At 57.0% G+C, this 22541-nt stretch carries 27 protein-coding genes; 16 read left to right on the top strand and 11 right to left on the bottom strand.

The genetic code is table 11. The features are described from left to right. Positions 1 to 165 precede the first annotated feature (165 nt). Positions 166 to 384, bottom strand: coding sequence for a gas vesicle structural protein GvpA (gene gvpA / locus NW816_RS02650; RefSeq protein WP_011429717.1), 219 nt, complete (start codon positions 382 to 384; stop codon positions 166 to 168). A 384-nt stretch (positions 385 to 768) separates the two neighbouring features. On the opposite strand from gvpA, the gene NW816_RS02655 reads away from it, so the two are divergent. From NW816_RS02655 to aroH, 6 genes are all read left to right on the top strand, one after another. Beyond that, positions 769 to 990: an Hfq-related RNA-binding protein gene (locus tag NW816_RS02655; RefSeq protein WP_414408154.1), complete on the top strand. Its 222-nt coding sequence runs from the start codon at positions 769 to 771 to the stop codon at positions 988 to 990. A 189-nt stretch (positions 991 to 1179) separates the two neighbouring features. Beyond that, positions 1180 to 1863, top strand: coding sequence for a V4R domain-containing protein (locus NW816_RS02660; protein ID WP_414408190.1), 684 nt, complete (start codon positions 1180 to 1182; stop codon positions 1861 to 1863). Further along, positions 1860 to 2111, top strand: coding sequence for a hypothetical protein (locus NW816_RS02665; protein ID WP_414408155.1), 252 nt, complete (start codon positions 1860 to 1862; stop codon positions 2109 to 2111). Before NW816_RS02660 ends, NW816_RS02665 begins: the two co-directional genes overlap by 4 nt. A 36-nt stretch (positions 2112 to 2147) precedes the next feature. Further along, positions 2148 to 2606: a hypothetical protein gene (locus NW816_RS02670; protein ID WP_414408156.1), complete on the top strand. Its 459-nt coding sequence runs from the start codon at positions 2148 to 2150 to the stop codon at positions 2604 to 2606. A gap of 269 nt (positions 2607 to 2875) precedes the next feature. Then, entirely contained in the window at positions 2876 to 3562 is a 687-nt protein-coding gene (locus NW816_RS02675; RefSeq protein WP_414408157.1) for a V4R domain-containing protein, read from the top strand. 103 nt (positions 3563 to 3665) lie between these two features. Beyond that, positions 3666 to 4040, top strand: coding sequence for a chorismate mutase (gene aroH / locus NW816_RS02680; RefSeq protein ID WP_414408158.1), 375 nt, complete (start codon positions 3666 to 3668; stop codon positions 4038 to 4040). 340 nt (positions 4041 to 4380) lie between these two features. Here the strand turns inward: aroH and NW816_RS02685 are convergent, their stop codons facing one another. Then, positions 4381 to 4782, bottom strand: a complete 402-nt coding sequence (locus NW816_RS02685; protein WP_414380831.1) for a hypothetical protein — start codon at positions 4780 to 4782, stop codon at positions 4381 to 4383. Between the two features lie 181 nt (positions 4783 to 4963). Between NW816_RS02685 and NW816_RS02690 the strand changes: the two genes are divergently transcribed. Next, positions 4964 to 5767, top strand: coding sequence for a Ycf66 family protein (locus NW816_RS02690; protein ID WP_414408159.1), 804 nt, complete (start codon positions 4964 to 4966; stop codon positions 5765 to 5767). An 81-nt stretch (positions 5768 to 5848) separates the two neighbouring features. Here NW816_RS02690 and ppc read toward each other — a convergent pair whose 3' ends face one another. Next, positions 5849 to 8785: a phosphoenolpyruvate carboxylase gene (ppc, locus tag NW816_RS02695; RefSeq protein ID WP_414408160.1), complete on the bottom strand. Its 2937-nt coding sequence runs from the start codon at positions 8783 to 8785 to the stop codon at positions 5849 to 5851. A 273-nt stretch (positions 8786 to 9058) separates the two neighbouring features. Here ppc and NW816_RS02700 point away from each other — a divergent pair, with 273 nt between their 5' ends. The 4 genes from NW816_RS02700 to NW816_RS02715 all read left to right on the top strand — a co-directional run bounded on the left by NW816_RS02700 (position 9059) and on the right by NW816_RS02715 (position 12131). Next, positions 9059 to 9391 carry a hypothetical protein gene (locus NW816_RS02700; RefSeq protein WP_414408161.1) on the top strand — a complete coding sequence of 111 codons (333 nt, stop codon included), beginning with the start codon at positions 9059 to 9061 and terminating at the stop codon, positions 9389 to 9391. Between the two features lie 28 nt (positions 9392 to 9419). Continuing rightward, positions 9420 to 9614, top strand: coding sequence for a hypothetical protein (locus NW816_RS02705; protein WP_011433441.1), 195 nt, complete (start codon positions 9420 to 9422; stop codon positions 9612 to 9614). A gap of 26 nt (positions 9615 to 9640) precedes the next feature. Next, positions 9641 to 10753: a bifunctional diaminohydroxyphosphoribosylaminopyrimidine deaminase/5-amino-6-(5-phosphoribosylamino)uracil reductase RibD gene (gene ribD / locus NW816_RS02710; protein WP_414408162.1), complete on the top strand. Its 1113-nt coding sequence runs from the start codon at positions 9641 to 9643 to the stop codon at positions 10751 to 10753. Positions 10754 to 11099: 346 nt separating this feature from the next. After that, positions 11100 to 12131, top strand: coding sequence for a hypothetical protein (locus NW816_RS02715; protein ID WP_414408163.1), 1032 nt, complete (start codon positions 11100 to 11102; stop codon positions 12129 to 12131). A gap of 203 nt (positions 12132 to 12334) precedes the next feature. Here the strand turns inward: NW816_RS02715 and NW816_RS02720 are convergent, their stop codons facing one another. Both NW816_RS02720 and NW816_RS02725 read right to left on the bottom strand, forming a co-directional pair. Further along, a complete protein-coding gene (locus tag NW816_RS02720; protein WP_148202739.1) occupies positions 12335 to 12574 on the bottom strand; it encodes a hypothetical protein in 240 nt (79 codons plus the stop codon). A 49-nt stretch (positions 12575 to 12623) separates the two neighbouring features. After that, complete coding sequence (locus tag NW816_RS02725; RefSeq protein ID WP_414408164.1) at positions 12624 to 13004, bottom strand: Npun_F0494 family protein; 381 nt, start codon at positions 13002 to 13004, stop codon at positions 12624 to 12626. A gap of 82 nt (positions 13005 to 13086) precedes the next feature. Here NW816_RS02725 and NW816_RS02730 point away from each other — a divergent pair, with 82 nt between their 5' ends. After that, positions 13087 to 13335 carry a hypothetical protein gene (locus NW816_RS02730; RefSeq protein ID WP_011433446.1) on the top strand — a complete coding sequence of 83 codons (249 nt, stop codon included), beginning with the start codon at positions 13087 to 13089 and terminating at the stop codon, positions 13333 to 13335. Positions 13336 to 13650: 315 nt separating this feature from the next. Here NW816_RS02730 and NW816_RS02735 read toward each other — a convergent pair whose 3' ends face one another. Next, the gene (locus NW816_RS02735) at positions 13651 to 14481 is read right to left on the bottom strand and encodes a DUF1350 family protein (protein ID WP_414408165.1); all 831 of its coding nucleotides are present in this window, start codon (positions 14479 to 14481) and stop codon (positions 13651 to 13653) included. A 320-nt stretch (positions 14482 to 14801) separates the two neighbouring features. Between NW816_RS02735 and NW816_RS02740 the strand changes: the two genes are divergently transcribed. Then, complete coding sequence (locus NW816_RS02740; protein WP_414408166.1) at positions 14802 to 15857, top strand: TauD/TfdA family dioxygenase; 1056 nt, start codon at positions 14802 to 14804, stop codon at positions 15855 to 15857. Between the two features lie 200 nt (positions 15858 to 16057). Further along, the gene (locus tag NW816_RS02745; protein ID WP_414342619.1) at positions 16058 to 16240 is read left to right on the top strand and encodes a hypothetical protein; all 183 of its coding nucleotides are present in this window, start codon (positions 16058 to 16060) and stop codon (positions 16238 to 16240) included. An 89-nt stretch (positions 16241 to 16329) separates the two neighbouring features. On the opposite strand, the gene NW816_RS02750 is transcribed toward NW816_RS02745, so the two are convergent. The 4 genes from NW816_RS02750 to crtE form a co-directional block, all read right to left on the bottom strand. After that, positions 16330 to 17172 carry a SirB1 family protein gene (locus NW816_RS02750; protein ID WP_414408167.1) on the bottom strand — a complete coding sequence of 281 codons (843 nt, stop codon included), beginning with the start codon at positions 17170 to 17172 and terminating at the stop codon, positions 16330 to 16332. Between the two features lie 45 nt (positions 17173 to 17217). Beyond that, entirely contained in the window at positions 17218 to 17826 is a 609-nt protein-coding gene (locus NW816_RS02755; protein ID WP_414408168.1) for a hypothetical protein, read from the bottom strand. A 42-nt stretch (positions 17827 to 17868) separates the two neighbouring features. Then, positions 17869 to 18330: a divergent PAP2 family protein gene (locus tag NW816_RS02760; protein ID WP_414408169.1), complete on the bottom strand. Its 462-nt coding sequence runs from the start codon at positions 18328 to 18330 to the stop codon at positions 17869 to 17871. Between the two features lie 71 nt (positions 18331 to 18401). Further along, positions 18402 to 19295 (bottom strand): geranylgeranyl diphosphate synthase CrtE, encoded by an 894-nt coding sequence (crtE, locus tag NW816_RS02765; protein WP_414408170.1) that lies wholly within the window; start codon positions 19293 to 19295, stop codon positions 18402 to 18404. A 242-nt stretch (positions 19296 to 19537) separates the two neighbouring features. Here crtE and hemE point away from each other — a divergent pair, with 242 nt between their 5' ends. Both hemE and NW816_RS02775 read left to right on the top strand, forming a co-directional pair. After that, a complete protein-coding gene (gene hemE, locus NW816_RS02770; protein WP_414408171.1) occupies positions 19538 to 20638 on the top strand; it encodes a uroporphyrinogen decarboxylase in 1101 nt (366 codons plus the stop codon). Between the two features lie 77 nt (positions 20639 to 20715). Continuing rightward, complete coding sequence (locus tag NW816_RS02775) at positions 20716 to 21699, top strand: glycosyltransferase family 2 protein (RefSeq protein WP_414408172.1); 984 nt, start codon at positions 20716 to 20718, stop codon at positions 21697 to 21699. On the opposite strand, the gene NW816_RS02780 is transcribed toward NW816_RS02775, so the two are convergent. Continuing rightward, entirely contained in the window at positions 21654 to 22535 is an 882-nt protein-coding gene (locus tag NW816_RS02780) for an inositol monophosphatase family protein (RefSeq protein WP_414408173.1), read from the bottom strand. The genes NW816_RS02775 and NW816_RS02780 overlap by 46 nt on opposite strands. Between the last annotated feature and the right edge of the window lie 6 nt (positions 22536 to 22541).

Genomic DNA, 22541 nt, shown 5'->3' on the forward strand with positions numbered 1-22541 from the left:
CCCGCAGAAGCAAGGCAGAGACCGGCGGTGGATCCCTGCCTCGCTTTCCGACGGCTAGCTTCCTACGCCTCCGCCCAGAGAGCATAACTCATCCAACCATTGCGATGCTCAAGGCGAGAGGGTTGTGGGCACTTTCCTTGGTTGAGTGATTTTGGTTAGGCAGATTTAGACGGCAGGAGCAGCAGCAGTAGCCGTCAGACCCACAGCCTCAGCGTACTTCAGGTAGGTTTCCACAGAAGCCACAACGACGCGGGCTTCAATGGCCAACAGCTCGATCCCAACCAAAGAAACCCGCACCCAGGCATCGACAACGATACCTTTGTCCAAGATGCGATCGATCACTTCGGCCAAGCTGGAAGAAGAGTTCACTTTCTCAACTGCCATGACAAGTTCTCCTGCGCTAGTGGTGCTGGTTAGAGAGACGAAGCAATGAGCGGCAAAACTTCAGGGCAGAAGGGATCCAAAGCCCCGGCTGCAGCTCTCACAGGGCGACAAGCCGCACTTTCCATTGCCCTATGCCCTATTTTGATGCCTTCCCGCAGGGACAACACCCGTAAATTCGCTTAAAAAAGAAAACGAATTTCAGCGATTTGTCGCTTGTTGTGAAGTGCCACCCCTTGGCCAGGGTACCCCTCAACAGAGCAAAGTGGGTGAAATGATGTCCTGGAAAAGCGGCAAGGATCCCCTGCAACAGCTACGGTATAATGGGGCCAGCTCACCTCCCAGGTGGTGGGTAGGCATGTCCTCTTGCTGGGTCAGGATGTTGCTGTGACCGACTTCAACACCGGGATCCCGAGCGTGCGTCGCCTGCAGAAGGGGATCAAGGATCGAGAAACCTTCGAAATTAAGCTCAGTACGGGGGATGTCTTTGTCGGCCAGTTGCGCTGGCAAGATCCTGATTGCCTCTGTTTGGCCGATGCCGAGGGACAGGAGTCGCTGCTGTGGCGCTCGGCCATTGCTTTTGTCAAGGTCAGGCCCCGATCTCAGTAGTGCTCCAGATCCCTCTACGGCTCTTCTTCCCCATTCTTGAACAAATCTTTACAACTCTTTTCTTTATAACAACTCAAGACTTTTCTGCCTCGCTTTGAGGGTGGTCGTCTCTAGGTCTCTAGGTAAACATGCCAGTTAAGAAGGGTATGATAAGGAGTGTTAAAAAACGTGCTCTCTCCTCACCCAACCATGACGACCTCCCCCATTGAGATACCGCTTCAGCCCGCCGCCCAACGGCATAACCACTACAGCCGCGAAGACTTTTTCCGCTTTAATCTCTCCCAGGGATCCCTTGTGGACTGGACGGGTGCCCGCAATGTCTTGGTGAGCGAAGACTTTATTCTGGGCTTGCAGCAGGGCCTGGAAGAAGAAGTGGGAGATGCCTCAGCTTCTCTGATGTACACCATCGGTCAAGAGTGGGGACGCAACGATGCTGTCCATTTTTCCCGCTGGTTTGAGGAGGAATATCGGCGCCACCCCAAGCAGAGTAATCTAATGTTTCTCTTGGAAACCTGGTGGTGGCCTCTGACCTCCCAAGGATGGGGGCGCTGGGAGGTGGAGACCGAGAGTCGGCGGCAAGGGTTTATTTTCATCAACCTCTTTGACTCCGCCGTGGCCCGCACCCTGGGGGATGTCGGTAAACCTGTCTGTCATCTTTACGCCGGATTATTTGCCGGCTTTTTTAGCACCATGGTGGAACGGCAGCTCAACTGCATCGAGATCCAGTGCTATTCTATGGGGGAAAGCTACTGCAAGTTTTTGCTCGGCAGCAAAGATCGCATTGATGCGGCTGCCTTCTGGCTGAACGAAGGGGCCAGTGCTGGTGAAATTGCCCAAAAATTGCGTTCAGGTCAGGGAGTAGCTAAGGCATGACCTGGAAGATTACTTTAGAGGATTCGGTGCAGAGCTTTTTTGCCCGTCTAAATTGGGATAACCGCCCCCTACAGATGCGCTCTCTGCCAATGCCTTTTCTGCAAGTGCGGGAGCATTTTGGTTCCATCCCCTGGGCGGGGGATCCCCTGAGTTTGGCTGCGCATTCTCTGGGATCCCTGTCGGCAGCACCGGAACCCGAGCCGGAAGAAGAGCAGATCACCTTGGCGGATCTGTTCAGCCTGTTTTGAATCTCCTAGCACCCACCGACCTCCGGGAGAAGCGAGATGGTAAGCCCCTTGGAGCAGATGCTGATCGAGTCGGAAGCCCGCTACCTCAAGCCAGAGGAGCTGGAGCATCTGAAAGCTTACGTTCTCGGCTGGCCGAAACGGCAGCATGTGTACCGAGTTTTGCGGGAACGGGAGAGCCAGGTGGTGAGCCAAACCCTGAATGCCCTGCAAAAAGAGATGCCCGACCTTTCCCCCCAAGTGTTGGATCTGTGTCGGTGGCACCTGTTGTTGTTGCTGCGTCACAGCGCTATGGCCATGCTGCTGCAGGACGAAAACCTCCTGAAAGAGCGGCTGCTCGAGTGGATGGAGGAAGAGGTGCGCCTGTACGGACTGCAGAGGGTTTATGAGGTTGCCTATCGGATTTTCCAGCAAGAGCTGAGAGACCATTTGGCTCCTGGAGAGTTGGAGTTTATCCGCCCTTTGATCACCCAGGTACAGGTGGCCTTGCTGTTTTAGAGCTAGATACTTTTTTGCTTTTTGCATTTTTCGGTGCTAGAGCGCTCTATCTCAACTAGCCGGAGACTTCAGTGTCGTTGGAGTTAATGTTAGCGTTGTAGTAAATCTGCCCAAGGGGTATTCAATTGCTGGAGGGATCGCCATAAGATTTGGAGCGTAAACAACCGTTCTCCCAGCTCAACAACCAACGAACTGTCAACTGCACCCTGCTCCTATTTGGATGCTTAAAGCTCAATAACGACTTGGATTGGATAACCAGGGGATCCCTTATGAACGGCACCAGCTCTATCTCCAATGGCTCAGTCACCTTTGATCCCTACACGCCCGTTTTGGCCAACTACTACACACCCAGCGCTTATCTGCGAAGCGATTTGGAATCGGGCTTACTGGAAAGTCGCCACGGTGAACGTCTCTTGGCCCTTCCAGAGGCATTGCTGCGGGGCATCTACACGGGCCTGGAATACGAGACCGGCCAGGCTGCTCGTTTGGTGTTGCGCAACTGTGGTCGGATGTGGGGCAAGGAGTTTTTCCGCCGTTTTGCCCAAGAACTCTCCGACTACTACCAGAAGCCTTTGGCCGAGCTAGAGATGGGCACCTTTCTGCAAAGTCTGAGACAAGCCTGGAAAGCTCATGGCTGGGGATTGATCGAGATCGACTGGACTTACAAAGATCAGGGAGTCCTGGTGGTGTCGATTCGCAATTCTCCCTTCGCTGCTGTCACCCCTCCCCATTTCAAGCGTCCGATGGGCTTTTTGGAGGCAGGGCTGTTGGCCACCTGGTTTAGCCAGCTAACCGGCCAGGATTTGCTCTGCGTGCAAACTGCCAGCGAGGCTTTGGGAGCAGAGAGCAATTTGTTTGTCGTGACCGCTGCCGCCCGCCTCAAAGAAGGAGAAGCCTGGGTGGACTCTGGCCTCAACCATGAGCAGATCCTGGAAAAGCTCCTGCAACCCAGATAGGTGACAGGAGCCGGTTTCCTCCAGAGGGATGGGATCCCAGTAGAGATGAGTCTGTATAATTTTCTGGAAGCGAGGCGAGCTCAAGCGCACGAGGGTGTGGCCATTGGGGTGGCGAGTCAGAGCAATTCGGGGAGCCATCACCGTACCTACAAACAGTGCCGAGGCCATTGGCGCGGCGGTGACTGAGCTGTTGGATACGCTAGAGCACCGCAACGCCTTCGATCCGGCTGAGTTGGTCAGCGTTATTTTTTCTGTTACTCCTGATTTAAATGCAGCTTTTCCTGCCCAATTTGCCCGTCGTCGCCCTGGCTGGGAGTCGGTGCCTCTGTTGGATGTACAACAGATGGAGGTGAGCAGCGACTTACCCCGTTGTATTCGTGTTTTGATCCAGTTGAATACTCCCCTTGCCCAAGCTGATATGCAGCATGTTTATCTGCGAGGTGCCCGCGAGCTAAGGCCGGATCTCAGCGCAGTTTGATTGAGGTCGTACAGCACCAATACGGCAGCGTAGCCACAGCAATCGAACAGCAACGGGACAACCTATCGCCTTGGGCAATAGGGAGCGCAATCGATTCTGGTTTTTCCCTGCTTATTTTGGGGGAAGAGAATGTCTCAACCCAAGTTGATTCAGGTCTTATAACTACGGATTTGGCGATCCCAGCCGCCTTGATCTGGATTCACTCACAGATGCACTTAGCCCAAGAGTATGGTCATTTCGATTCAAACCAGGACACTAAACCCATGACCCAATGTTGACTGTAAGGGGCGAGATAGCCCAGGCGTCTCACCCTAACCCGAAACGACTATAGTTTGAGAACTCAGGAGGATAGTTTTTCTCGCAGACGGTTTTCCCACTGTTGCAGTTGCTCTTGGCGAGCGGCCACCTCTGCTTCGCGACGGCTCAGCTCTTGGCTTTGCCGAGTCAAGGATTGCCGCCAGCTTTCAATCTCCGACAGATCCACCAGACTGTGGGTTCGGGATAGGTTGTGCAACATCTCCACCAGCTTCATGGCTGCCTCTTCCACCCGCCGTACCTGCCGCTCTTCCGAAAGCTCAACCAGCAGCAACACCCCAATGTTGTAAGGGCCAACCTCTTTGCAGGTGACCCCTTCTGGCTTGCGCAGCGGCATCCAAACCCCGTCCTCGGCCTGCCGGGCCAAGAGCTGCAGCTCCCCCTGGCCGAAGAGACTTTTTTTGTGTACCCGTGCCAGATACAGCATGGAACATGCAGGAAGATGCTGCCGATTTTAGCACCGATCCCTTTTATTGAAGAGGGATCCCGTCCCTACACCCAAACCTGGGTTTTGTTGTCCGTGCCACCAGGAGGATCAATGCTAGGATCGGCTGTGGAATGGATAAGGCTCAACGCTCTCCCGTCTTCATCGTTTAGGGATCCCTGGCATGTTTCTCACCCAAAGCCCCTACTTCTTGATGGCAGCGCTGGTGGCTATTGCCAGTGGAGCCATCTTCGCGGTTCGGTTCATCAAGCGAGAGGCCTCCGCTGAGTATGACGTGATTTTTGCCACGATGGGCCTGATCTATTCCGTCTGCTTGCTCTTGGAAGGTCAGCGGCTCATCCCGTTGCTGTTCTTTGCGCAGGTGTTGCTGGCGGTGATGGCCGGCTGGTTTGCCATCGAAACCTTCCGTTTGCGGATTCTCTTAAGCGAAAAAGCACGGCAGGTGGGCGGGGCTCGTCCGACCGTTCGGCGGCAAGGCTTCAGCCGCACCTATCCCCCGGATGGCTATGCCCAAGGACGCACGGTTTCCACTCGAGCCGAGGGATCCCGTATCCGCGATACATCCTCTTACAGTCGCTCCATTCCTGGGCGCAGTGGTGAAGATCCTAGCCGTCGCCCCAGGCCCCAACTGACCGGCGATACCCGTGTGCGTCCACGCCGCCGACCCGAAGGGGATGAGTATTACGAGGAACCAGGATCCCGCCCGCGTCAGGACACCGACTACGATGAGCCGGCTCCGCCGCCAGAGGCCCGTCGCCCCCGTCGCCCTGCCGGAGAGTATCCAGAGGATGTGGATGTGCAGGAAGAGCGCAGCACAGGTACAGCTACCCGCCGCCGTCCCCCACGGCTGCCCCAAGACCAAGGGGAAAGCTACGCGGATGAACCTCCCCGCCGTCCTTCCCGCCGCGTTGTCGAAGTAGAGCCAGTAGAAGTGGAGCCAGAAGAGTACGATGACGATCTGTTCTGATAAGCTCTCGACACTGCTCTGAAACTCAATAGGGACAGCGCCAGCCTTGCTTGGGAGGTGTGGTGAATCCGGTTGGATCCCTCAGCCCGTGTTGCGCATCCCGGCGGCAATGCCGTTGATGGTGAGCAGAGCCCCACGCAGAAGTTCAGCTCGGTTGTAGCGCGTTCTCCCGGTACGGGATCCCTGATGCTCTCGCAGGCGCTTGAGGAGGGAGACTTGGATAAAGCCGAGGGGCACAATAGAGCGGTTGCGCAACTGCACCGAGCGCTTCAAATAAGGGTCGTTCTCCAACAGTTCGCTGTGACCCGTAATCTGCAGCACTATTGTGCGGGTGCGGTGCATTTCTTGGGCAATACACTCAAACAGCTCCATCGCCCGCTCTAGACGTTCTGGAGAGCTCATCTCCCGCACGTAGTGACGCGCTATTTGCAAATCCACCTTGGCCAAGGTCATCTCCACTTTGGAGATCACCATGCGGAAGAAAGGCCATTCGCGATACAGGTGCTGCAGGTGGTTGAGGTTGTGCTCGCCCTTGGCCACGTATTCCTGTAGGGCGGTGCCAACCCCATACCAGGCCGGCAAGAGAAAGCGGCTTTGCGTCCAACTGAATACCCAGGGAATGGCCCGCAGGGATCCGATGTCTTTTTGGCTACCGCTGCGGCGGGCGGGACGGGAGCTGATCTGCAGTTGGCTGATCTCTTCAATGGGGGTGACCTCGTGGAAAAACTCCACAAAGCCCTCCTGCTCGTAGACCAGGTTACGGTACACCTGCCGGGAGCGCTCCGCCAAGGATTCCATCAGGCGCGACCACTCGTGCAGATCGTTGGGGTAGGTGCGCAGTAGGCTGGCCTGGATCACGGCGCTGGTGACGGTTTCCAGGTTAAAAATGGCCAGATCCTGGAGGGAATACTTGGAGGCCAACACCTCTCCCTGTTCGGTAATTTTGATGCGGCCCCCCACACTGCGCCCTGGTTGAGCCAAGATGGCCTCGTAAGCCGGGCCCCCCCCACGGCCCACCGAACCACCCCGGCCATGGAAGATTTGCAGCTTCACGCCATAGGATTCGGCCACCGTCTGCAGGCGTTGTTGAGCTTTGTAAATCTCCCAGTTGCTGCTCAAAAAGCCGGAATCTTTGTTGCTGTCGGAGTAGCCCAGCATCACCTCCTGCAGATTTCCCTGCTGAGCCAAGTACTGGCGATAGAAAGGGATCTCCAGCAACTGCCGCAAAACTTCCGGGGCCCGCTTCAGGTCTTCGACGGTCTCAAACAGCGGCACCACCGCCAGGGATCCGCGACCGCTAATGGGATCGTAGAGCCCCACCTCCTTGGCCATCAGCAGCACCTCCAACAGGTCGCTCAACTGGCGGCTCATGCTGATCACATAGGTTTGGCAAATGGCCAAGCCGAATTCCTGCTGCATGCGGCGCAGGGTGCGAAAGGTGGCGATCAGCTCTGCCGTTTTCTCGGAAAAGGCGATCTCCAGCGGTATCAGAGGCCGACGTGTTTGTAGCTCCTGCAGGAGAAAGGCGGTTTTTTCCTCTTCCGTCATCTCGTTGTAGGGACGCGGCAAAATGCGCAAGTACTCGAAAATCTCCGTGAGAGCGGCTTCGTGGTAGCTGCTGTCTTGGCGGATATCCAGATGGGCCAGGTGAAAGCCAAACACCTGTACCTGTTGAATGAGATGATCCAACTGACGGCAGGAAAGGCCGCTGTTTTTCAAGCTTTTCTGGATAAGCTGCAAGTCGGCCAGGAATTCTTCCGCGTTGGCATAGGCGTTGTCCACAGGGGGAGGGGTGGGCAAACAAGCGGAGTCGGCCAAGTTGCGGTTGCGCTCCCGCGTCAACTCCAGCCGCCGCTGAATGTAGCTGAGCTTGAGGCGGTAAGGCTCCTGGCGATATTGCAGCGAAAACGATTCGTAAACCTCGGGCATGAGGCGGTGATCCTGCTCAAGGGCATCCAGCAGTTGGCTGTCCACATCCCCCCAATGCAGGGAAATGCTCAAGGTTTTGGTGAGAGCCTTCACCGATTCGATGTACTTGCCCAGGATGAGGTTGCGCTGATAGCGGGCCGTTTGCCAAGTCACATCGGCGGTAACGGAAGGGTTGCCATCCCGATCCCCGCCTACCCATGAGCCGAAGTTGCAAAATCCTGCCGGCGGCGGCTCGACGCTGGGAAAAGCCTTTTTCAAGCTGCGGCTGAGGTACTCGTGCAGCAGGGGGATGGCCTGAAACAACACCTCTTCAAAATAGTGCAAGGTGTAATCGACTTCGTTCAAAACAGTCGGCTTGGACTGATGCAACTCGTCGGTACGCCACCAAAGCAAGACTTCTTCCGCCATCTGTTCTTTTATCATCTGGGCCTGCAAAGGCTGGGTTTGTTCTGCCCAATCCAGTTGGCTGAGCAAGCGAGAGAAGGCCCGTTGCTTCTCGCGAATGGTGTGGCGGACGATCTCGGTGGGGTGGGCGGTAAAAACCATGCGAATGTGCAACTGCTCCAGCAATCTGCGCAGTAGGCCCGGCGGCACCCCTTGAGCCCGCAGGTAAGGGAACAGCCGTTCAAATTTTTCGTTTTCTCGCACGGTACGTTGTTGGCTATCCACCATGCGCATGTCCGAGTCTTCTGCCCGTTCGTAGTGCTGTTCAACAATGTTGATCAACTGGAAGAAGAGGGCAAAGGCCCGTGCCGTTTGGATGGTGGCGTCGAGGCTGAGGTACTCGATAATTTGTAGTACCTCTGGGATCGGGTACTCCAGGGCTTGTCCTTCTGGGGAACACATGGAACGCAGTCGCTGCAACAGATCCACCAGAGACTGACCGCACTCCTGCAGGATCACCGATTCCCAGAGTTCTTCCACCAGTTGCAGGCGATGGTTCAACAGGTTGTTCCTGCGGTTGAAGGTTTCGTGGACTTGGAGGGAATGGGCCAAGGGATCCCGTTCCCCAAACAGGGATGCCTCCTTCAGCCCGTTGGCAGAACCCGCTGCCCCCTCTGCAGCGGTCAGGTGGGGGGAAGAGGTCATGAAGGCAGCTCCTAGAATAACCATCCCAATATTAGAGCCTGTTTGTCGAAACGGCAGATGTAGCAGGTATCACGCTCAGATTGCGGTCTTCTCCGCGTCGGATTTTGTAGTTGAGCCTACAAATTGCAAGAAAAAAGTGTTTTACTTTCCGAGAGTGCCGGTCTAACGCTTTGCGGGAAGGAGTTCTGGTGGCTGCCACCCTGTTTATCAACGCACATCTGCTGGATCCCGACCAGGGATTGGACAAAATCGGGCAACTGGGTTTTCACGTCGGTGGGGGATTTTTGTCTGCCGGCGGATGAGGTGGGGATCCGCTCAGGGGTGACCACGGTGGTGGAGGCGGGGATCACCTTCCCGGCGTTTTGTGAAACAGTGGTGTCAACTGCCCAGATGCGGGCTTATGCTTTCATCGATCCCTCTCTCCTCTACATCGCCACTGCGGATTTCATCGCCCACCGCCTCAGGCTGGCTGTGGATTGGAAAAATCAAGATCTGGATCGGGCCAGAGCAGTGATCGAGACCCATCGCCAGGTGGTGGTTGCCGCAAGGCTCGTCCCACCCTCAAGCTGGGAGAGAGGGAATCACCCACGCTCACTTCCGCTCTGATTCTTGGCGAAGAATATGCCTGCCGATCATGATTCATCTGGGCCGCTTCCCGATGGATGAGGTGTTGGATCCCTTCGATTTGTTGGATCGCCTGCGTTCGGGAGAGATTGTCAGCAACGAACAAAAGGCCCGCGCCCGCGACTACGCATTGCAGGTGGCAGAGCTAGAATCCAAGGCAATTGCAGCTTTCAACCGCAAGTTGGCAGCCTTGTCACCGGCTTGAGCCGCTCTGGAGCGGATGCCCATTTTATGATTTCGGATCAGCAGTGGATGGAACGGTGTCTATCCCTGGCCCGTTCCACACCTCAGCGTCCCTCTCCCAATCCACGGGTGAGTTGCGTGATCGTGCAGGGGGATCGGGTGGTGGGGGAAGGCGTTCATCCGGGGGCAGGGCAGCCCCATGCGGAGGTGTTGGCTCTGCAACAGGCGGGATCCCTGGCCAGAGGCGCAACGCTCTACGTCAACCTGGAGCCCTGCAACCACTATGGGCGCACTCCCCCTTGTACCGAGGCCATCCTGGCCGCCGGGATCCGGCGGGTTGTGGTGGGGATGCAGGATCCCAATCCCTTGGTGGCCGGCAAAGGGATCCGACGCCTGCAGGAGGCGGGGATCGACGTGACGGTGGGAGTGCTGGAGCAGAAGTGCCAGGAGCTGAACGAGGGGTTTGCCTTTGCCATTGTGCAGAAGCAGTGCCTTGGTCTGCTGAAATACGCCATGACCCTGGATGGCAAGAGCGCCGCCGCAACCGGCCACAGCCGCTGGATCAGCAACCCTCTGGCGCGGCAATGGGTTCACCAACAGCGGGCCTGGCACGATGCGGTGATTGTGGGATCCCGAACCGTTTGGCAGGATAATCCGCGCCTCACCTGTCGTCTGGCGGAGTTGCAGGGATCCCAGCCGTTGCGGGTTGTTCTCAGCCGTTCTCTGAACCTGCCCCCTTCTGCCCATCTGTGGCAGGTGGAAGAAGCGCCGACATTGGTGATCACGGAAGCCCCAAAGATCCATCCCCTCTGGGGATCCCTGGCCGAGCAGGGGGTAGAACTGCTGCATCTGCCCCAGGTAACCCCCTCGCGGGTGGCACAAGTGCTCTTTCAGCGGGGGTGTCTGAGCGCCCTCTGGGAATGCGGGGGTACGCTGGCCTGGGCAGCCCTCAAAGATGGGGCGATCCAGAAAGTAGCCGCCTTTATCGCTCCCAAGATCCTGGGGGGAGCCGATGCGCCAACCCCGGTAGCAGGCGAGGGGATCCCTGATGTCAACCAAAGCTGGCAACTGGTGGAGCCGCGGCTGGAGACCTTGGGGGATAACTGGCTAATTACCGGAAAGATCTCCTCTTCAGTTGGCCGCAGTGACTTACTACAGTAACCAGCTTTCAATTGCCATGAGGTTTCTGAACGAACAGGCTGATATCTGTTCAATGTAAATGGATATACTCATCAGAAAAACACGGCATTTCTGCAAAGTGGGGTTCAGAATTGAGCTCAATTGTGCTAGGCTGGTCAATGTTTTGGGGGGGTCAATTGACGTTTTGGTAAGGTCAGCAAAATCAAGCTGTAGGGATCTATCGAGATTTTCCTGAGGTGAGCCTTGCAAACGGCAACGACGAAGACTCTAGCCTCTTTGTCCAGCCCTTCTTTGCTTGCCCAGTGAGCGGCTTGAAAGTCGTCCTATCTCATTTTCAAGTGCAAATCCCAGGATAAGGAAGGGCATTGTGTTGAATCTTTTTGCCGGCCTGCTGTTTGCATCCGCTTTCATCAGCCCCTCGGGAAACGTTGTTATCGAAGGGGATTCGGGGGAATGGGTTTTCGCCGATCATCAAGTCCTAGAAGGGGTTACTCTAACCCTTCTCACACGGCCCGGAGAGAGCTTGGCCTCTTGGAGAGAGATGCTCTCCGTCATGGACGTTCATGTCCAGGGATCGCCGCGCTTTCTCGCCAACCACATGCGGGACAACATCCTGGCTAGCTGCCCCCAAACGACTTGGGAGTTTCATCGGGAGAGCGAAGAAGATGTGCTCTACGAGTTCCGCAGTGCTGGCTGTCGTGGAACGGTGAGTGGAGTTGAGGAACATGAGATTGGCCGGATCACCCGAGGCCCAAGCGGCAGTGTGCGCATTGCCTATGCCGCAAAGCCAGAGATGACGTCCGAAGTGCGAAGCCGCTGGCTGAACTTACTGGGCAGCGAGGTGGGGACAGCTCAGGGTTTTCCCATTCGCAACCTCAGCGGGGCGGCTGCACAGCCTTCTTCCCCGGCTTCAGAAGTCCCAACCGCAGAGCGGCAGATCGCCCGGTGGCTGCAGGAAGCAACCGATGCCCTGAAGCAGCAGGAAGATTTGCTGGCCGAGCTGGATCGCCTAGGTCAGGAAGCGCAGGCGGATGCCCGTGCCTACAGCCAAGGAACCCCCAAAGAGGCGGGGCTAAGGACAATCGGCCTGTACCGAGGTCGGGGGGACGGCAGCCCTGGCGAGGCCACAACCGAGTTCAAGACCACCGACACGTTGATCTGGGCCATCTTGCCAGTGGGCAACCTTCCTGTCAACGCCAAGGTGGAGATGCTCTGGTACTACGAGGGCGGAGAAGCTGGGGGCGAGCAACTAATCCGCAAGCTCGATGTTCCCTGGGATCCCTTGGCCGATACCGTGCGAGGCTTTCTGAGCTTCAGCCAACCCTACACCGGGCGCTACCGCGTCGAGATTCATGTCAACGGCGAGAAGGTAGGAATTGGCCGCTTCACGATCCGGTAGTCTTGCGCTGGTTCCCAACTCTCCCTCTGGGAGAAAGGCTGGGGGTAGTCGCGTCAGCGGCGCGGAGCGCTCAGCCACCCCCCGAACTGAGAATGGTCGCGAACATGAAGGTACACAAGTCTTCTCGGCGGAGTACCGTTCATCGCCATTTGGCCATTTTCACACAGTGAAGACCGCTGTGCTGGGATCCAGAGGGGGGCTTGCTATCCTCGACGGGTTCTGCTGACAGGCCTGGCTTTGAGGTTGTAGATAAGGCTGGTGCGGTATTGCAACAGCAAATTGCGCAGATAAAGGGGCAAGTTGCGTCGGTAGAGGGAGCGGGTTTTGCGGTAGATAGACTTGCTGCGCCGGTTAATTGCTTGGCTGCGCCGCTGCAAAGAGGTTTGGAGTGGACGTTGGAGTGCCAGGGATCCGGGCACACGCATCAACCTTGGCCGTACCATATCCCCCCTCGAGAGCGGCGTTGAAAGTTGGATCCAGTGTAGGGGATCCTCAGGGGAGCAGCCGCCAGCGGGTCAGCCTATTGCACAGGCGGTCTGCCCAGCTTGCCGAGATCCCGGCAAAAGTTTCATCCCTCTCCAGATCTTGCAACAACTGCCGACCCAGAGGTGCCAGACGGTACCGGTCGGTGATCCCCTGCCCATCCACTTCCCGTCGCAACAGCCCCACCTGAATCAGCCACATCAGCTCCTGATCCACCCGCATTTCCGATAACGGGCGTCGGCTGTAGCCCACTTGAACGCCCGCCCAACCTGCAATCTTTGCCGGTGGGATCCCTTTTGTGCTCATGGCCTGCAGCAAGGGCAACCGAAAAGGGCTGCAAATCCAGGCACGCCAAGCCCTTCTGTACACTGACTCAGAGTCATGGAGCATGAGGGACAAGGGGAGTCCTTATGTTCTTATTCAATTCTGTCAATGGCCGTTGAGCAGCAGGCTTGTTACAATAAATTACGATATGTTGATCATCCTTGCCATTGTTGTCCTCCTGGGATTCTGGGCGCTGCGCTTGATGGAGCAGGCTTTTCAGAGTCAGGAGTTCTCGCGCATGTTGGCAGGGACACTGGTGGCTGTGGCTGCCGGCGGCGTTTTGACCTGTTACTTTCTGATGAGCGATACCCTTCAGATGTTGTTTCATCTGCAAGCGCAGTCCCCCTCTTCCTACTCTCAAGATCTGCTCTCCGATTTGAGCTGGCTTGATCAGTAAATGGGCGGTCATGAGCTACACCAATGCAGTAGCTCCGCTAGCGAGGTTGTGACGCAGCTTTTATAGTCGTTTTAAGCCGGAATGAAACATTTCCATCTAGCTCCCCTCTCTTGCTGGGGGTAGGGCGGCAGCGGAGAACGCTTAGGGAGTGTTTCAATCTAGTTTGAAATGGAAGGCCAAAGTATCTGGGGTTATGGCATCCTCCTGCATCCGCAAGGATGGAGTAGCAAGACCTGCCGCCCGCTTGCCAACAGTGAGCGGGAGAAATCCTGCAAGCTGTGAAAAAATCCGTTGACTTGAGCCGTGGGAAGAATGTCAATGGGCCAATTGGGTTGCCAGCCAGGCTCGGATGCTTCGGATCATTTGGTGGTTGGGGGCCAGTAGGTTCTGGTAGATCAACTGTCCAAAAGCATCGATGGGGCTGAACTCCTCCCCGACTTGGAAAGGATAGCTAAAACCCAGTGGAGTGAGGTGATCCCCCTCGAGATGCTGCCACTCGGTATAGCCTTGATACTTGCGGCAAAGCTGCTGGTAGAGCAGAGGAATGTCGTCAATATCATCCTGTCGAAATTCCACAAGCAGGTTGTGTCTAACCGGATACTGCTCCTCAATTAAGCGGTTGGTTTCTGTCGGGGAAGGCTCGAACTCCAACCACAGATTCACAGGTGGCGAGGAGGATCCCATCCACATCCGCCACAGATCGGCAAGCTGTTGTTGAGGCCAAGCTTGAGCCAACAGCCGCAGCAATGGCAAAGCCCGATCTAGCCCGGCATTGCTGTAGGCCAGAAAAATATTGCCTCGCCGACGGGATCCCAGAGAAGGAACGGCTAGACAAGAGAGGATCTGCAACTTACAGCCCAGGCTATGACCCAAACCAAACAGGGGCAACTCCAGCAAACCCTTGCTTTGCAGGCTTCTGTGCAAAGATTGGGCTGCGTTGAGCGCCAGTTGGGCGTGATCGATATCGGTGATGTAGGGGGTGGCAACAACGGCCATGCCCATACGGGCCAGTTCTTCCAGCAGGCGGCTGTAGAACACTTGCGGGGCAGCTCCCACAAAAGCTCCACCCAGAAAGTGAACGACAGCGCGGGGTTGAGCGGGCAGAAGAAACCAAGTATGCCCATCCGTTTGCCAAGTCGGTGCCATGGTGTTGCAACCTCGCCTGCGAGTTTGTTGAAGCTTTCCCCATAACCCAGCGCTCGGCAGATCCCACTTTGCCCACTTTACGCCGGTTCCCCGCGCTGGCCAGCCCCTGGAACTCATCCTAATGGACATCTTGCCCAGACATGGGGATCCCCAGCCGGACTTCTGATGCAGCAAGCAAAACTCTGCCCCGCCTCAGACTGAGGTTCTAGCACCGAAGGGTAGTGCGCTACACTCGCCGAGATTGGGTTTTGAGTGTAGGATCCCTGCCCAAAAGTTGCTGCGGCTGCTATGACTAGGGCAGTGGGTGGTGAGGGATCGTGATGAAGACTTCACAGCTTGAAAAAGGATGCCTGCTGATCGATTGTCAGGGCTTCGATGAAAAGACGATAAACCTATTTTTGGCGCCTGGGCCCGATCCTTATCGGGAAACAGAGGAATTTCTCCTGGACTGCGAGATGCGGGCAGATGAGCTGCCCCGACATTTGCGGCGGGCCTTGCTGGAGTTTCAGTTGTATTCCAATTCGGAAGGGATCCTGCTGCTGCGGGGCTTGCCCGTGGATCCCGGACTTGACCATACCCGCACACCGGCTCTGGCGCAGCGCTCTGAGGAGAAAACCACTTTTGTCAGCGAACGCTGCTTGGCAATGATCGGCAGCCGCTTGGGGCATTTGGTCTCCTACATCCAAGAAAAAAACGGGGATTTGTTTCAAAACTTGGTGCCTACTCCCGACAGCGAAGAGGTGCAATCTTCCGAGGGATCCCGCACTCGGCTACAGTTTCACCGCGAGACGGTTTTTCATCCCCACTCACCGGAGTTTTTGCTGCTGTTTTGCCTGCGCCCCGACCATGATCGTGTGGCGGAAACCACCTACGCCAGCATCCGTCATGTCCTGCCTCTGCTAGGAGAGCGAGAGCGGGAGCTGCTGTTTGAACCCCTGTATCGCACTGGCATCGACTACTCCTTCGGCAACCGGCAAGCCCTGATCAATGGACCCATTTTGCCGGTGCTGTATGGCCGTCGAGAGGATCCCTTCTGGAACTACGACGAAGACCTGATGGTGGGGCTCACCCCCGAAGCCAGTCTGGCTCTAGAAGCCCTGAGGAAGGGAATCCACGCTGTCTACCGAGGCATCAAGCTGGAAACAGGGGATCTGCTCTGTATTGACAATCGCCGCACCGTCCACGGACGGACTGCCTTCTCTCCCCGCTACGATGGCTTCGACCGCTGGATCCAGCGCTCATTTGTGGTGCGGGATCTCGGCCTTTCGGCAGGGGATCGCCATCCCGGTGAGCGCATCATTCGCACCGCCTTCGCAACAGATGATGAGGCCCAAGCTGCCCTCAATGGGGAGCAGGTCTGTCTCAGAAGATCCTGAGAAGTTCGCAGACTTCAGCGCCATCCATAGCTCAAGTCCGTAAAAGTACTATTGGCGATTTCCCCGAAAGGGTTTGGATGAGTCGCCCCAGATTCTGATGTCAAAATACGTGATCCTCACGATGGCTATCGCAGAGCGTTTCCAGCATTCTAGGCTTATGAGCCAAAGCCATCAATTCTTCTCACGATTGCGAGGTTAAGATGAGCATTCGCCAGATCATCGATGAGGTTTTACAATCTTCGGTTTTAACTCTGCAGCAGGAGTCCAGCATTAACCAAATCCTCTGGGAAAAAAACTATGATCTATCTGATCTAGAGGCTTTAGATAAGCTGGTGGAAGCCATTTTGCGCCAAGAGGTAAGGGCTGCTTCCGATCCCTGCTAGAAACCTAGCCTTGCTTGCAAACGACGGCAGATCTTGCTCAAAACTTACACACTTACACAACGCACAACTGAGAGCAATTGTGCATGCTCCTAGCATGAGTCGGGATGAGATTCCAATCTCTCGACAATTTCCCGGATTAAATGCTCATCAGAGCGATTGATCTCGGGGTGGAAAGGCGCCTGTTTTAAGTAGCGCTTGAGATCCTGGCAGGCTTGCTGCCAACGGCCCAACTGATAATACAACAGCCCGCGATCCCTTAGGTGAGGCAAGGATTCAGGGATCAACAACAAGATCCGTTCCGCTGCTGCCAAAGCGGGTTCCAGTTCGGCGCGGCTCAGATAAATTTGCTTGAGGTTGTTGAGCAAGCGTACCAAGATCAGGCGGGGAGGGGTGGGGCGTAGGTGGTGTTCTTGGAAAGGGATCCCAGGCCCGTAGATTTGCGACAAAAGCTCTTGACAATCTTCTGGAAATAAAATCTCCCCCTGCTGAAAGGGATCCACAAAAATCTCGGCGCCTGCAAACAGGGGCCGGATTAAAAAGTGGCCGGGCATGCCCACTCCTGCCATGGGAAAATCGATCCGCCGCGCCAGCTCTAGATAGATCAGCGACAGCGTAATCGGGATCCCGGTGCGCCGATCGATCACTTCGTTCAAAAAGCTGTTGCGTGGGTCGTAATAATCTTCGCGATTGCCACGAAAGCCCAGATCCTCAAAGAGATAGTGATTCAAGATCTTGATGACCCGCAGGGGATAACGCTCCGGGGGAAGGCGCTCTTGCACCTCTGCGGCCATCTCATCCAGAGCGGCCATATACTCTTCCACCTCCAGATCGGGATAGGCTTCTTGGGCAATCCAGAGGGCCGCCCGACCCAGATCGATGGGCTCCGATTGGATTTCAAGGGCAAAGCGTTGACGGGCAGCAGGAATGCTCATGAAATGTTAAATATTAAATATTGAGGTTCTTTGCAAGGATCTCGGTTAGAACAGCAGCGTGCAAAAGCTGGTCAACAGCAAGGTCACCGCCGTCAGGAGCAGGCTAAAGCTCCAAAGCCGCAAAGCGGCAAGCAGCAGGATCCCGATCACCCAAATCAGCAGAGCATTCCAATAGGGTCGGTTGGGGGCTTTGGACACATTAATTTTCTGGAAGAAGGGCAGCAGGATGAACGATACATCCAACAACAGGCGCGGCAGCCGCAAATTGTCCGGCAGCGGCAGATCTCGCACCGCCAAATAAAGCAGCCCCCAGCTCAACAAAAGCGGGATTAGGAGCAGATAGTTGGATTCGGCCAGCAGGGGTCGATCCACCACCAGCGGAAACAGAGGGCTGATCCCCCAGAGCAGATAGAGGTAAAAGTTGAAGTTCAGCAGCGGCTGTAGCAGAGGGGGCACCTTGAGGCGTTGACCTTGGGATCCCACCTGAGCTGCAATTTTCTGGCCCAGGGATCCGCCTTTTTGAGGGGCTTGCGCTGCTGGGGCCGCCCGCCAACCGCAGTGGTCACAGTAGGGAGATTTGAACCGGTAGGCCGGGATCGGCTTGCCACAGGAAGGGCAACGTTGGATCGGACGAGGTTGAGAACTGGAGGCCATGACCACTCGCGGTACTTCTGCCTTAGCATGCCCCAATGGCTCTCAGTTTACTCCCAGGGCAAATGACAGTGTGATACAGGCTGCTCCCAAAGCTGCGCCGGCCATGACCTGCACGGGAGTGTGGCCCAGCAATTCTTTCAGGTAGGGTTCTGGAAAACGGTCGGCGCCCTTTTCTTCAAACCATTCTTCCAGGAGGCGATTCAGCACCCGCGCCTGTTTTCCGGCGGCTTGGCGGATCCCGGCAGCATCGTACATCACCACCAAAGCAAAAACCACCGTCGCGGCAAACAGCAGGCTGTCCCAGCCTTCCTGCAGCCCCACCCCAACGGACAAAGCCGTCACCAACGCTGCGTGGGAGCTGGGCATCCCCCCAGTTTCTACCAAGACCCGTAGATTAACCTTGCCCGACCGTACATAGGAAAGGATCAGCTTGATGGCTTGGGCCAACAAACTGGCCAGCAAAGCAACCCAGAGGACATGATTGGCCATCAACTGTTGCAGCATACAGCTCTCCAGCACAGACATGCGAGCAGGGTCTCCAGGGATCCCATCTGATCTTGTCCCCTTGTCCTGTCCTAATGCTGACGGCGAGTGATGAAGTCCGCCAGAGCCAGCAGCGGTTCTGCCCGCGGTCCGTAGGGGCGCAACGTTTCCTTGGCCGATTGAATCAGCTCCTCGGCTTTTTGCTGGGAGGCCTCTAGGCCCAACAAGCTGGGATAGGTGGCTTTGGCGGCAGCTTGATCCTTTCCTGCCGTTTTGCCTAGTTGCTCGCTGGTGGCGGTGATATCCAAAATGTCGTCCACAATCTGAAAAGCCAGGCCAATATCGCGGGCGTAGCGGCTCAGGTGGGCCAGCAGCTCCTCATCTCCCCCCGCCAGGATCCCTCCCGAAACCACCGAGACCTCCAGCAGAGCGCCGGTCTTGTGGCTGTGAATGTACTCCAGAGTTTCCAGGGAAATGGCCTTGCCCTCCGACTCCAGATCCACCACCTGCCCCCCTACCAACCCGGTTGCAGCCACAGCATGGCCAACGCGGGCGATCACCTGTAACACCAACTGCGGCGGTACCCCCTGAGTTTGGCTAGCAATGTGCTCAAAGGCAAAAGCCAGCAGAGCATCTCCCGCCAAGATGGCAATGTCTTCGCCGAACACCTTGTGGTTGGTGGGTTTGCCGCGGCGAAAGTCGTCATTGTCCATGGCCGGCAGATCGTCATGGATCAGCGACATGGTGTGGATCATTTCCAGGGCACAGGCGGTAGGCAGAGCCTGCTCCACAGTGCCGCCGGCCAACTCGCAAGCAGCCAGACAGAGGATGGGCCTGAGGCGCTTCCCCCCTGCCAATAGGCTGTAGCGCATCGCCTCGTAAATGCGCTCCGGATAGGCGGGAACCAAAGCTGCAGAGAGAGCTTCTTCCACCTGTTGCTGACGCTGGCTCAGGTAGGCTTTCAGGTTAAAGGTTTGGGCAACCAAGCGGGGTTTCCTCTCAACTCGGCAATGGGGGGATCCTTGTCGAGCCGTTCTTCAACAGGCTGGCCAGGTGTCATTATCTCATGTCCACTTTAATGGGGATCCCAGCCCAGAGGCCAAAAGGGTAAGAATTAACAGCAAGTTGCAGCCGATGAAGAAACTGCAGGGATCCTGAGCCGCCAACTTGCGGTTGCTGTCGCCACAATGTCAGGATTCATAAGGATCTTTAGCCGGATTGCCCTCCTATGTCCCACTCGCCTGTTCAGCTCAGCGCCACCTCCTCCACCGCCAGCGGTGCGGAGCACTTGGGTGACCGTTTGCTGCGGGCGGCCCGAGGGGAAGTGCTGGATCGCCCTCCAGTTTGGATGATGCGCCAGGCGGGTCGCTACATGGCGGCCTACCGCGAGCTGCAAAGCAAGTACACCTTTAAGCAGCGTTGCGAGATCCCGGAGCTGGCCGTCGAGATCTCGTTGCAACCGTTTCGGGCCTTTGCCCCTGATGGGGTGATCCTGTTCAGCGATATCCTCACCCCCCTTGAGGGCATGGGCATCCCCTTTGAGCTGGTGGAGCATCAGGGGCCAATCATCGACCCGCCGATTCGTTCCCAAGCCCAAATTGAACGCATCCGCCTCCTGGAACCGGAAGAAAGTCTGCCCTTTATCAAGACCATTCTCAGCACCCTGCGCCGCGAGGTGGAAGGGAAAGCAACGCTGCTGGGATTTGTCGGCTCCCCCTGGACTCTGGCCTGCTATGCTGTGGAAGGGCGCAGCTCCAAAGATTACGCCCACATCAAGAGCTTGGCCTTCGCGCAGCCGCCATTGCTGCATCAGTTGCTGAGCAAGCTGGCCGACAGCATTGCCCGCTACGTGATCTACCAGATCGAGTGCGGCGCCCAGGTGGTGCAGTTGTTCGATACTTGGGCCGGCCAGCTCAGCCCAGCCGATTACGAGTGTTGGGCCTTGCCCTACCAAAAGCAAATTGTGGATCAGGTGAAAGCTCGGTATCCGCAGGTGCCGCTGATCCTCTACATCAACGGCAGCGCCGCTTTGCTGGAGCGGGTGGGCAAAGCCGGCATCGACGTGTTCAGCCTCGATTGGATGAGCGATATGGCAGAGGCCAGGGCCCGCCTGGGATCCCTGGCGGTGCAGGGCAATCTGGATCCGATGGTGTTGCTGGGATCCCCGGAGTTCATCCGGCAGCGCACCCTAGAGGTGATTCGAAAAGCCGGATCCCGTGGGCATATCATGAACCTGGGCCACGGCATTCACCAAAGCACTCCAGAGGCCAATGTCCATTACTTTTTCGAGACGGTGCGCCAGTCGGCAGAGCTCCTAAAAGTCCTCTAGCCCAACAGGCAGTGGGAACCCCTCTTCCCTGAGGTGTTTTTGCTCAAGGGCTGTACAGCCATCCCTAGGGATCCCCGGTGTACATCAGCGTCATCATTCCCACCTACAACCGCCGTCCCATTTTGGAGCAGTGTCTGCGGGCCCTGGCGCAGCAGCAGCCCGGCCCCTACGAGGGCTACGAGGTGGTGGTGGTGGACGATGGCTCCACCGATGGCACAGTGGAATGGCTGCAGAACAACCCCGTTGGCTTGCCCCAGTGGAAACTGTTGCAGCAGGAGCACCGCGGCCCCGCCGCTGCCCGCAACCTGGGGTTTCGCCACGCCCAGGGATCCCTCATCGTCTTTATCGACAGCGACCTGGTGGTGGTGGATCACTTCTTGGCCAGCCACGCCCAGATGCTGCGGCGGCACGGCGTTACAGGGGATCCCCGCTCCCCCCACGAGGCCAAGGTCTTCACCTACGGGCGGGTGATCAACACGAGCAATTTTCAGGATCCCCGCTCCGAACCCTTCAAGCCCACCGATTTTTCGGCAGCCTTTTTCGCCACCGGCAACGTGGCCATTGCCCGCCATTGGTTGGAGCTGGCCTGCGAAACCCCCGCCGGCCCCTTTGACGAGCGGTTTCACCTCTACGGCTGGGAAGACCTGGAGCTGGGGGTGCGGCTAAAACGTTTGGGCCTGCGCCTGGTCAAGTGCCCCCAGGCCACCGGCTACCACTGGCATCCGCCCTTTGAGCTGCAGCAGATCCCGGCCCTTATCGAGCGGGAACGGCAACGGGGCCGCATGGGCATTCTCTTTTACCAAAAACACCCCACCTGGGCCGTGCGCCTGATGATCCAACTGACACCCCTACACCAATTCCTGTGGGGGCTTTTATCCCTGGGGGGCTGGCTGAACGAGAAACGGGTGGAACCGCTGCTGCGCTGGTTGATCCGGCATGGCCGCTCGCAGTTGGCCTTGGAGCTGTGCCGGATTTTTTTCCTCAACTGGTACAACGTGCAGGCCGTTTACGAAAGCTACAGAGCGATGAAGGCGCGAAATAAGGGGATCCACTCGGCTTGAGCTGCCACCAGGGCGGGGTAAGTGAGTCGGCCATAATCCTTGCCGGGAATGAGAGGCTGGCCGGGATCCGGATCGGTGCAGCTCAGGGGTTCCCAAACGGCGCCGGCCCCCTTGACAATGGCCCACACTGCCGCCACATCCCAGATCTTGGGCGAGCGTTCTACCGCCCCCAAAAGGCTGCCACCGGCCACCGCCAGCAGGTTGTAGGCAGCGCCCCCCAACATCCGCGCTTTGCAAGGGAATTGCGGGCTAATCCAATGGCTGCTGCGGGAACAGAAATTGAACAATTGGTTGGGGCCGGGTGAGGCGGTGCTAGAACGGATTGGCTGGGGACAGGCGGGATCCCGGTCGTGGCGGGTGAGAAAAGCTCCTGCTGCTGCATCCCCAGGAAACCGAGGCCAATAACCGTAAAAAGTCTGGCGGATGGGCGGCAGATGGACACAGCCAAACACCGGCACGCCCCAATGCAGCAAAGCCAAGGAGCTGCCCCAAATGGGGATCCCACGGGCAAAATTGGTGGTGCCATCCAAAGGATCCACTACCCAACACCACTCCTTCTCGGGAAAAATGTGGTTGGATTCCTCGCTCAGATAACCGTGATCGGGGTAGGCAGCGGCAATAGCTCTTTGAAAAGCGCGATCCGCCCACTGGTCAGAAGAGGTTACCAAGCTGCCGTCGGCTTTTAAGGACTCCGTCCCGCTAGCGCGAACCGTAGGGTGGGCCTGGCCAAAGTCTGCCAAGAGCTGGGATCCCACGCTAGCCGTGGCCTGCAGGGCAAACTCGGTAACCTCCAGCCAGAAAGGGGATAGAGCAGCAGTTGCAGAAGGAGCACTCATGCCCCA

This window comes from Synechococcus sp. W55.1, assembly GCF_047461655.1.
Taxonomy (GTDB): Bacteria; Cyanobacteriota; Cyanobacteriia; order Thermostichales; family Thermostichaceae; genus Thermostichus.

Bases quoted from the DNA above. Each gene is read 5' to 3' on its own strand.
- NW816_RS02665 (WP_414408155.1), top strand. From the start codon at position 1,860: ATGACCTGGAAGATTACTTTAGAGGATTCGGTGCAGAGCTTTTTTGCC.
- NW816_RS02780 (WP_414408173.1), bottom strand. From the start codon at position 22,535: ATGAGTGCTCCTTCTGCAACTGCTGCTCTATCCCCTTTCTGGCTGGAG.
- NW816_RS02720 (WP_148202739.1), bottom strand. From the start codon at position 12,574: ATGGTACGGCCAAGGTTGATGCGTGTGCCCGGATCCCTGGCACTCCAA.
- NW816_RS02660 (WP_414408190.1), top strand. From the start codon at position 1,180: ATGACGACCTCCCCCATTGAGATACCGCTTCAGCCCGCCGCCCAACGG.
- ppc (WP_414408160.1), bottom strand. From the start codon at position 8,785: ATGACCTCTTCCCCCCACCTGACCGCTGCAGAGGGGGCAGCGGGTTCT.
- ribD (WP_414408162.1), top strand. From the start codon at position 9,641: ATGATTTCGGATCAGCAGTGGATGGAACGGTGTCTATCCCTGGCCCGT.
- gvpA (WP_011429717.1), bottom strand. From the start codon at position 384: ATGGCAGTTGAGAAAGTGAACTCTTCTTCCAGCTTGGCCGAAGTGATC.
- NW816_RS02740 (WP_414408166.1), top strand. From the start codon at position 14,802: ATGAAGACTTCACAGCTTGAAAAAGGATGCCTGCTGATCGATTGTCAG.
- NW816_RS02685 (WP_414380831.1), bottom strand. From the start codon at position 4,782: ATGCTGTATCTGGCACGGGTACACAAAAAAAGTCTCTTCGGCCAGGGG.
- NW816_RS02725 (WP_414408164.1), bottom strand. From the start codon at position 13,004: ATGCTCCATGACTCTGAGTCAGTGTACAGAAGGGCTTGGCGTGCCTGG.
- hemE (WP_414408171.1), top strand. From the start codon at position 19,538: ATGTCCCACTCGCCTGTTCAGCTCAGCGCCACCTCCTCCACCGCCAGC.
- NW816_RS02670 (WP_414408156.1), top strand. From the start codon at position 2,148: ATGGTAAGCCCCTTGGAGCAGATGCTGATCGAGTCGGAAGCCCGCTAC.
- NW816_RS02745 (WP_414342619.1), top strand. From the start codon at position 16,058: ATGAGCATTCGCCAGATCATCGATGAGGTTTTACAATCTTCGGTTTTA.
- NW816_RS02760 (WP_414408169.1), bottom strand. From the start codon at position 18,330: ATGCTGCAACAGTTGATGGCCAATCATGTCCTCTGGGTTGCTTTGCTG.
- NW816_RS02755 (WP_414408168.1), bottom strand. From the start codon at position 17,826: ATGGCCTCCAGTTCTCAACCTCGTCCGATCCAACGTTGCCCTTCCTGT.
- NW816_RS02675 (WP_414408157.1), top strand. From the start codon at position 2,876: ATGAACGGCACCAGCTCTATCTCCAATGGCTCAGTCACCTTTGATCCC.
- NW816_RS02730 (WP_011433446.1), top strand. From the start codon at position 13,087: ATGTTGATCATCCTTGCCATTGTTGTCCTCCTGGGATTCTGGGCGCTG.
- NW816_RS02750 (WP_414408167.1), bottom strand. From the start codon at position 17,172: ATGAGCATTCCTGCTGCCCGTCAACGCTTTGCCCTTGAAATCCAATCG.
- NW816_RS02690 (WP_414408159.1), top strand. From the start codon at position 4,964: ATGTTTCTCACCCAAAGCCCCTACTTCTTGATGGCAGCGCTGGTGGCT.
- NW816_RS02705 (WP_011433441.1), top strand. From the start codon at position 9,420: ATGATTCATCTGGGCCGCTTCCCGATGGATGAGGTGTTGGATCCCTTC.
- NW816_RS02735 (WP_414408165.1), bottom strand. From the start codon at position 14,481: ATGGCACCGACTTGGCAAACGGATGGGCATACTTGGTTTCTTCTGCCC.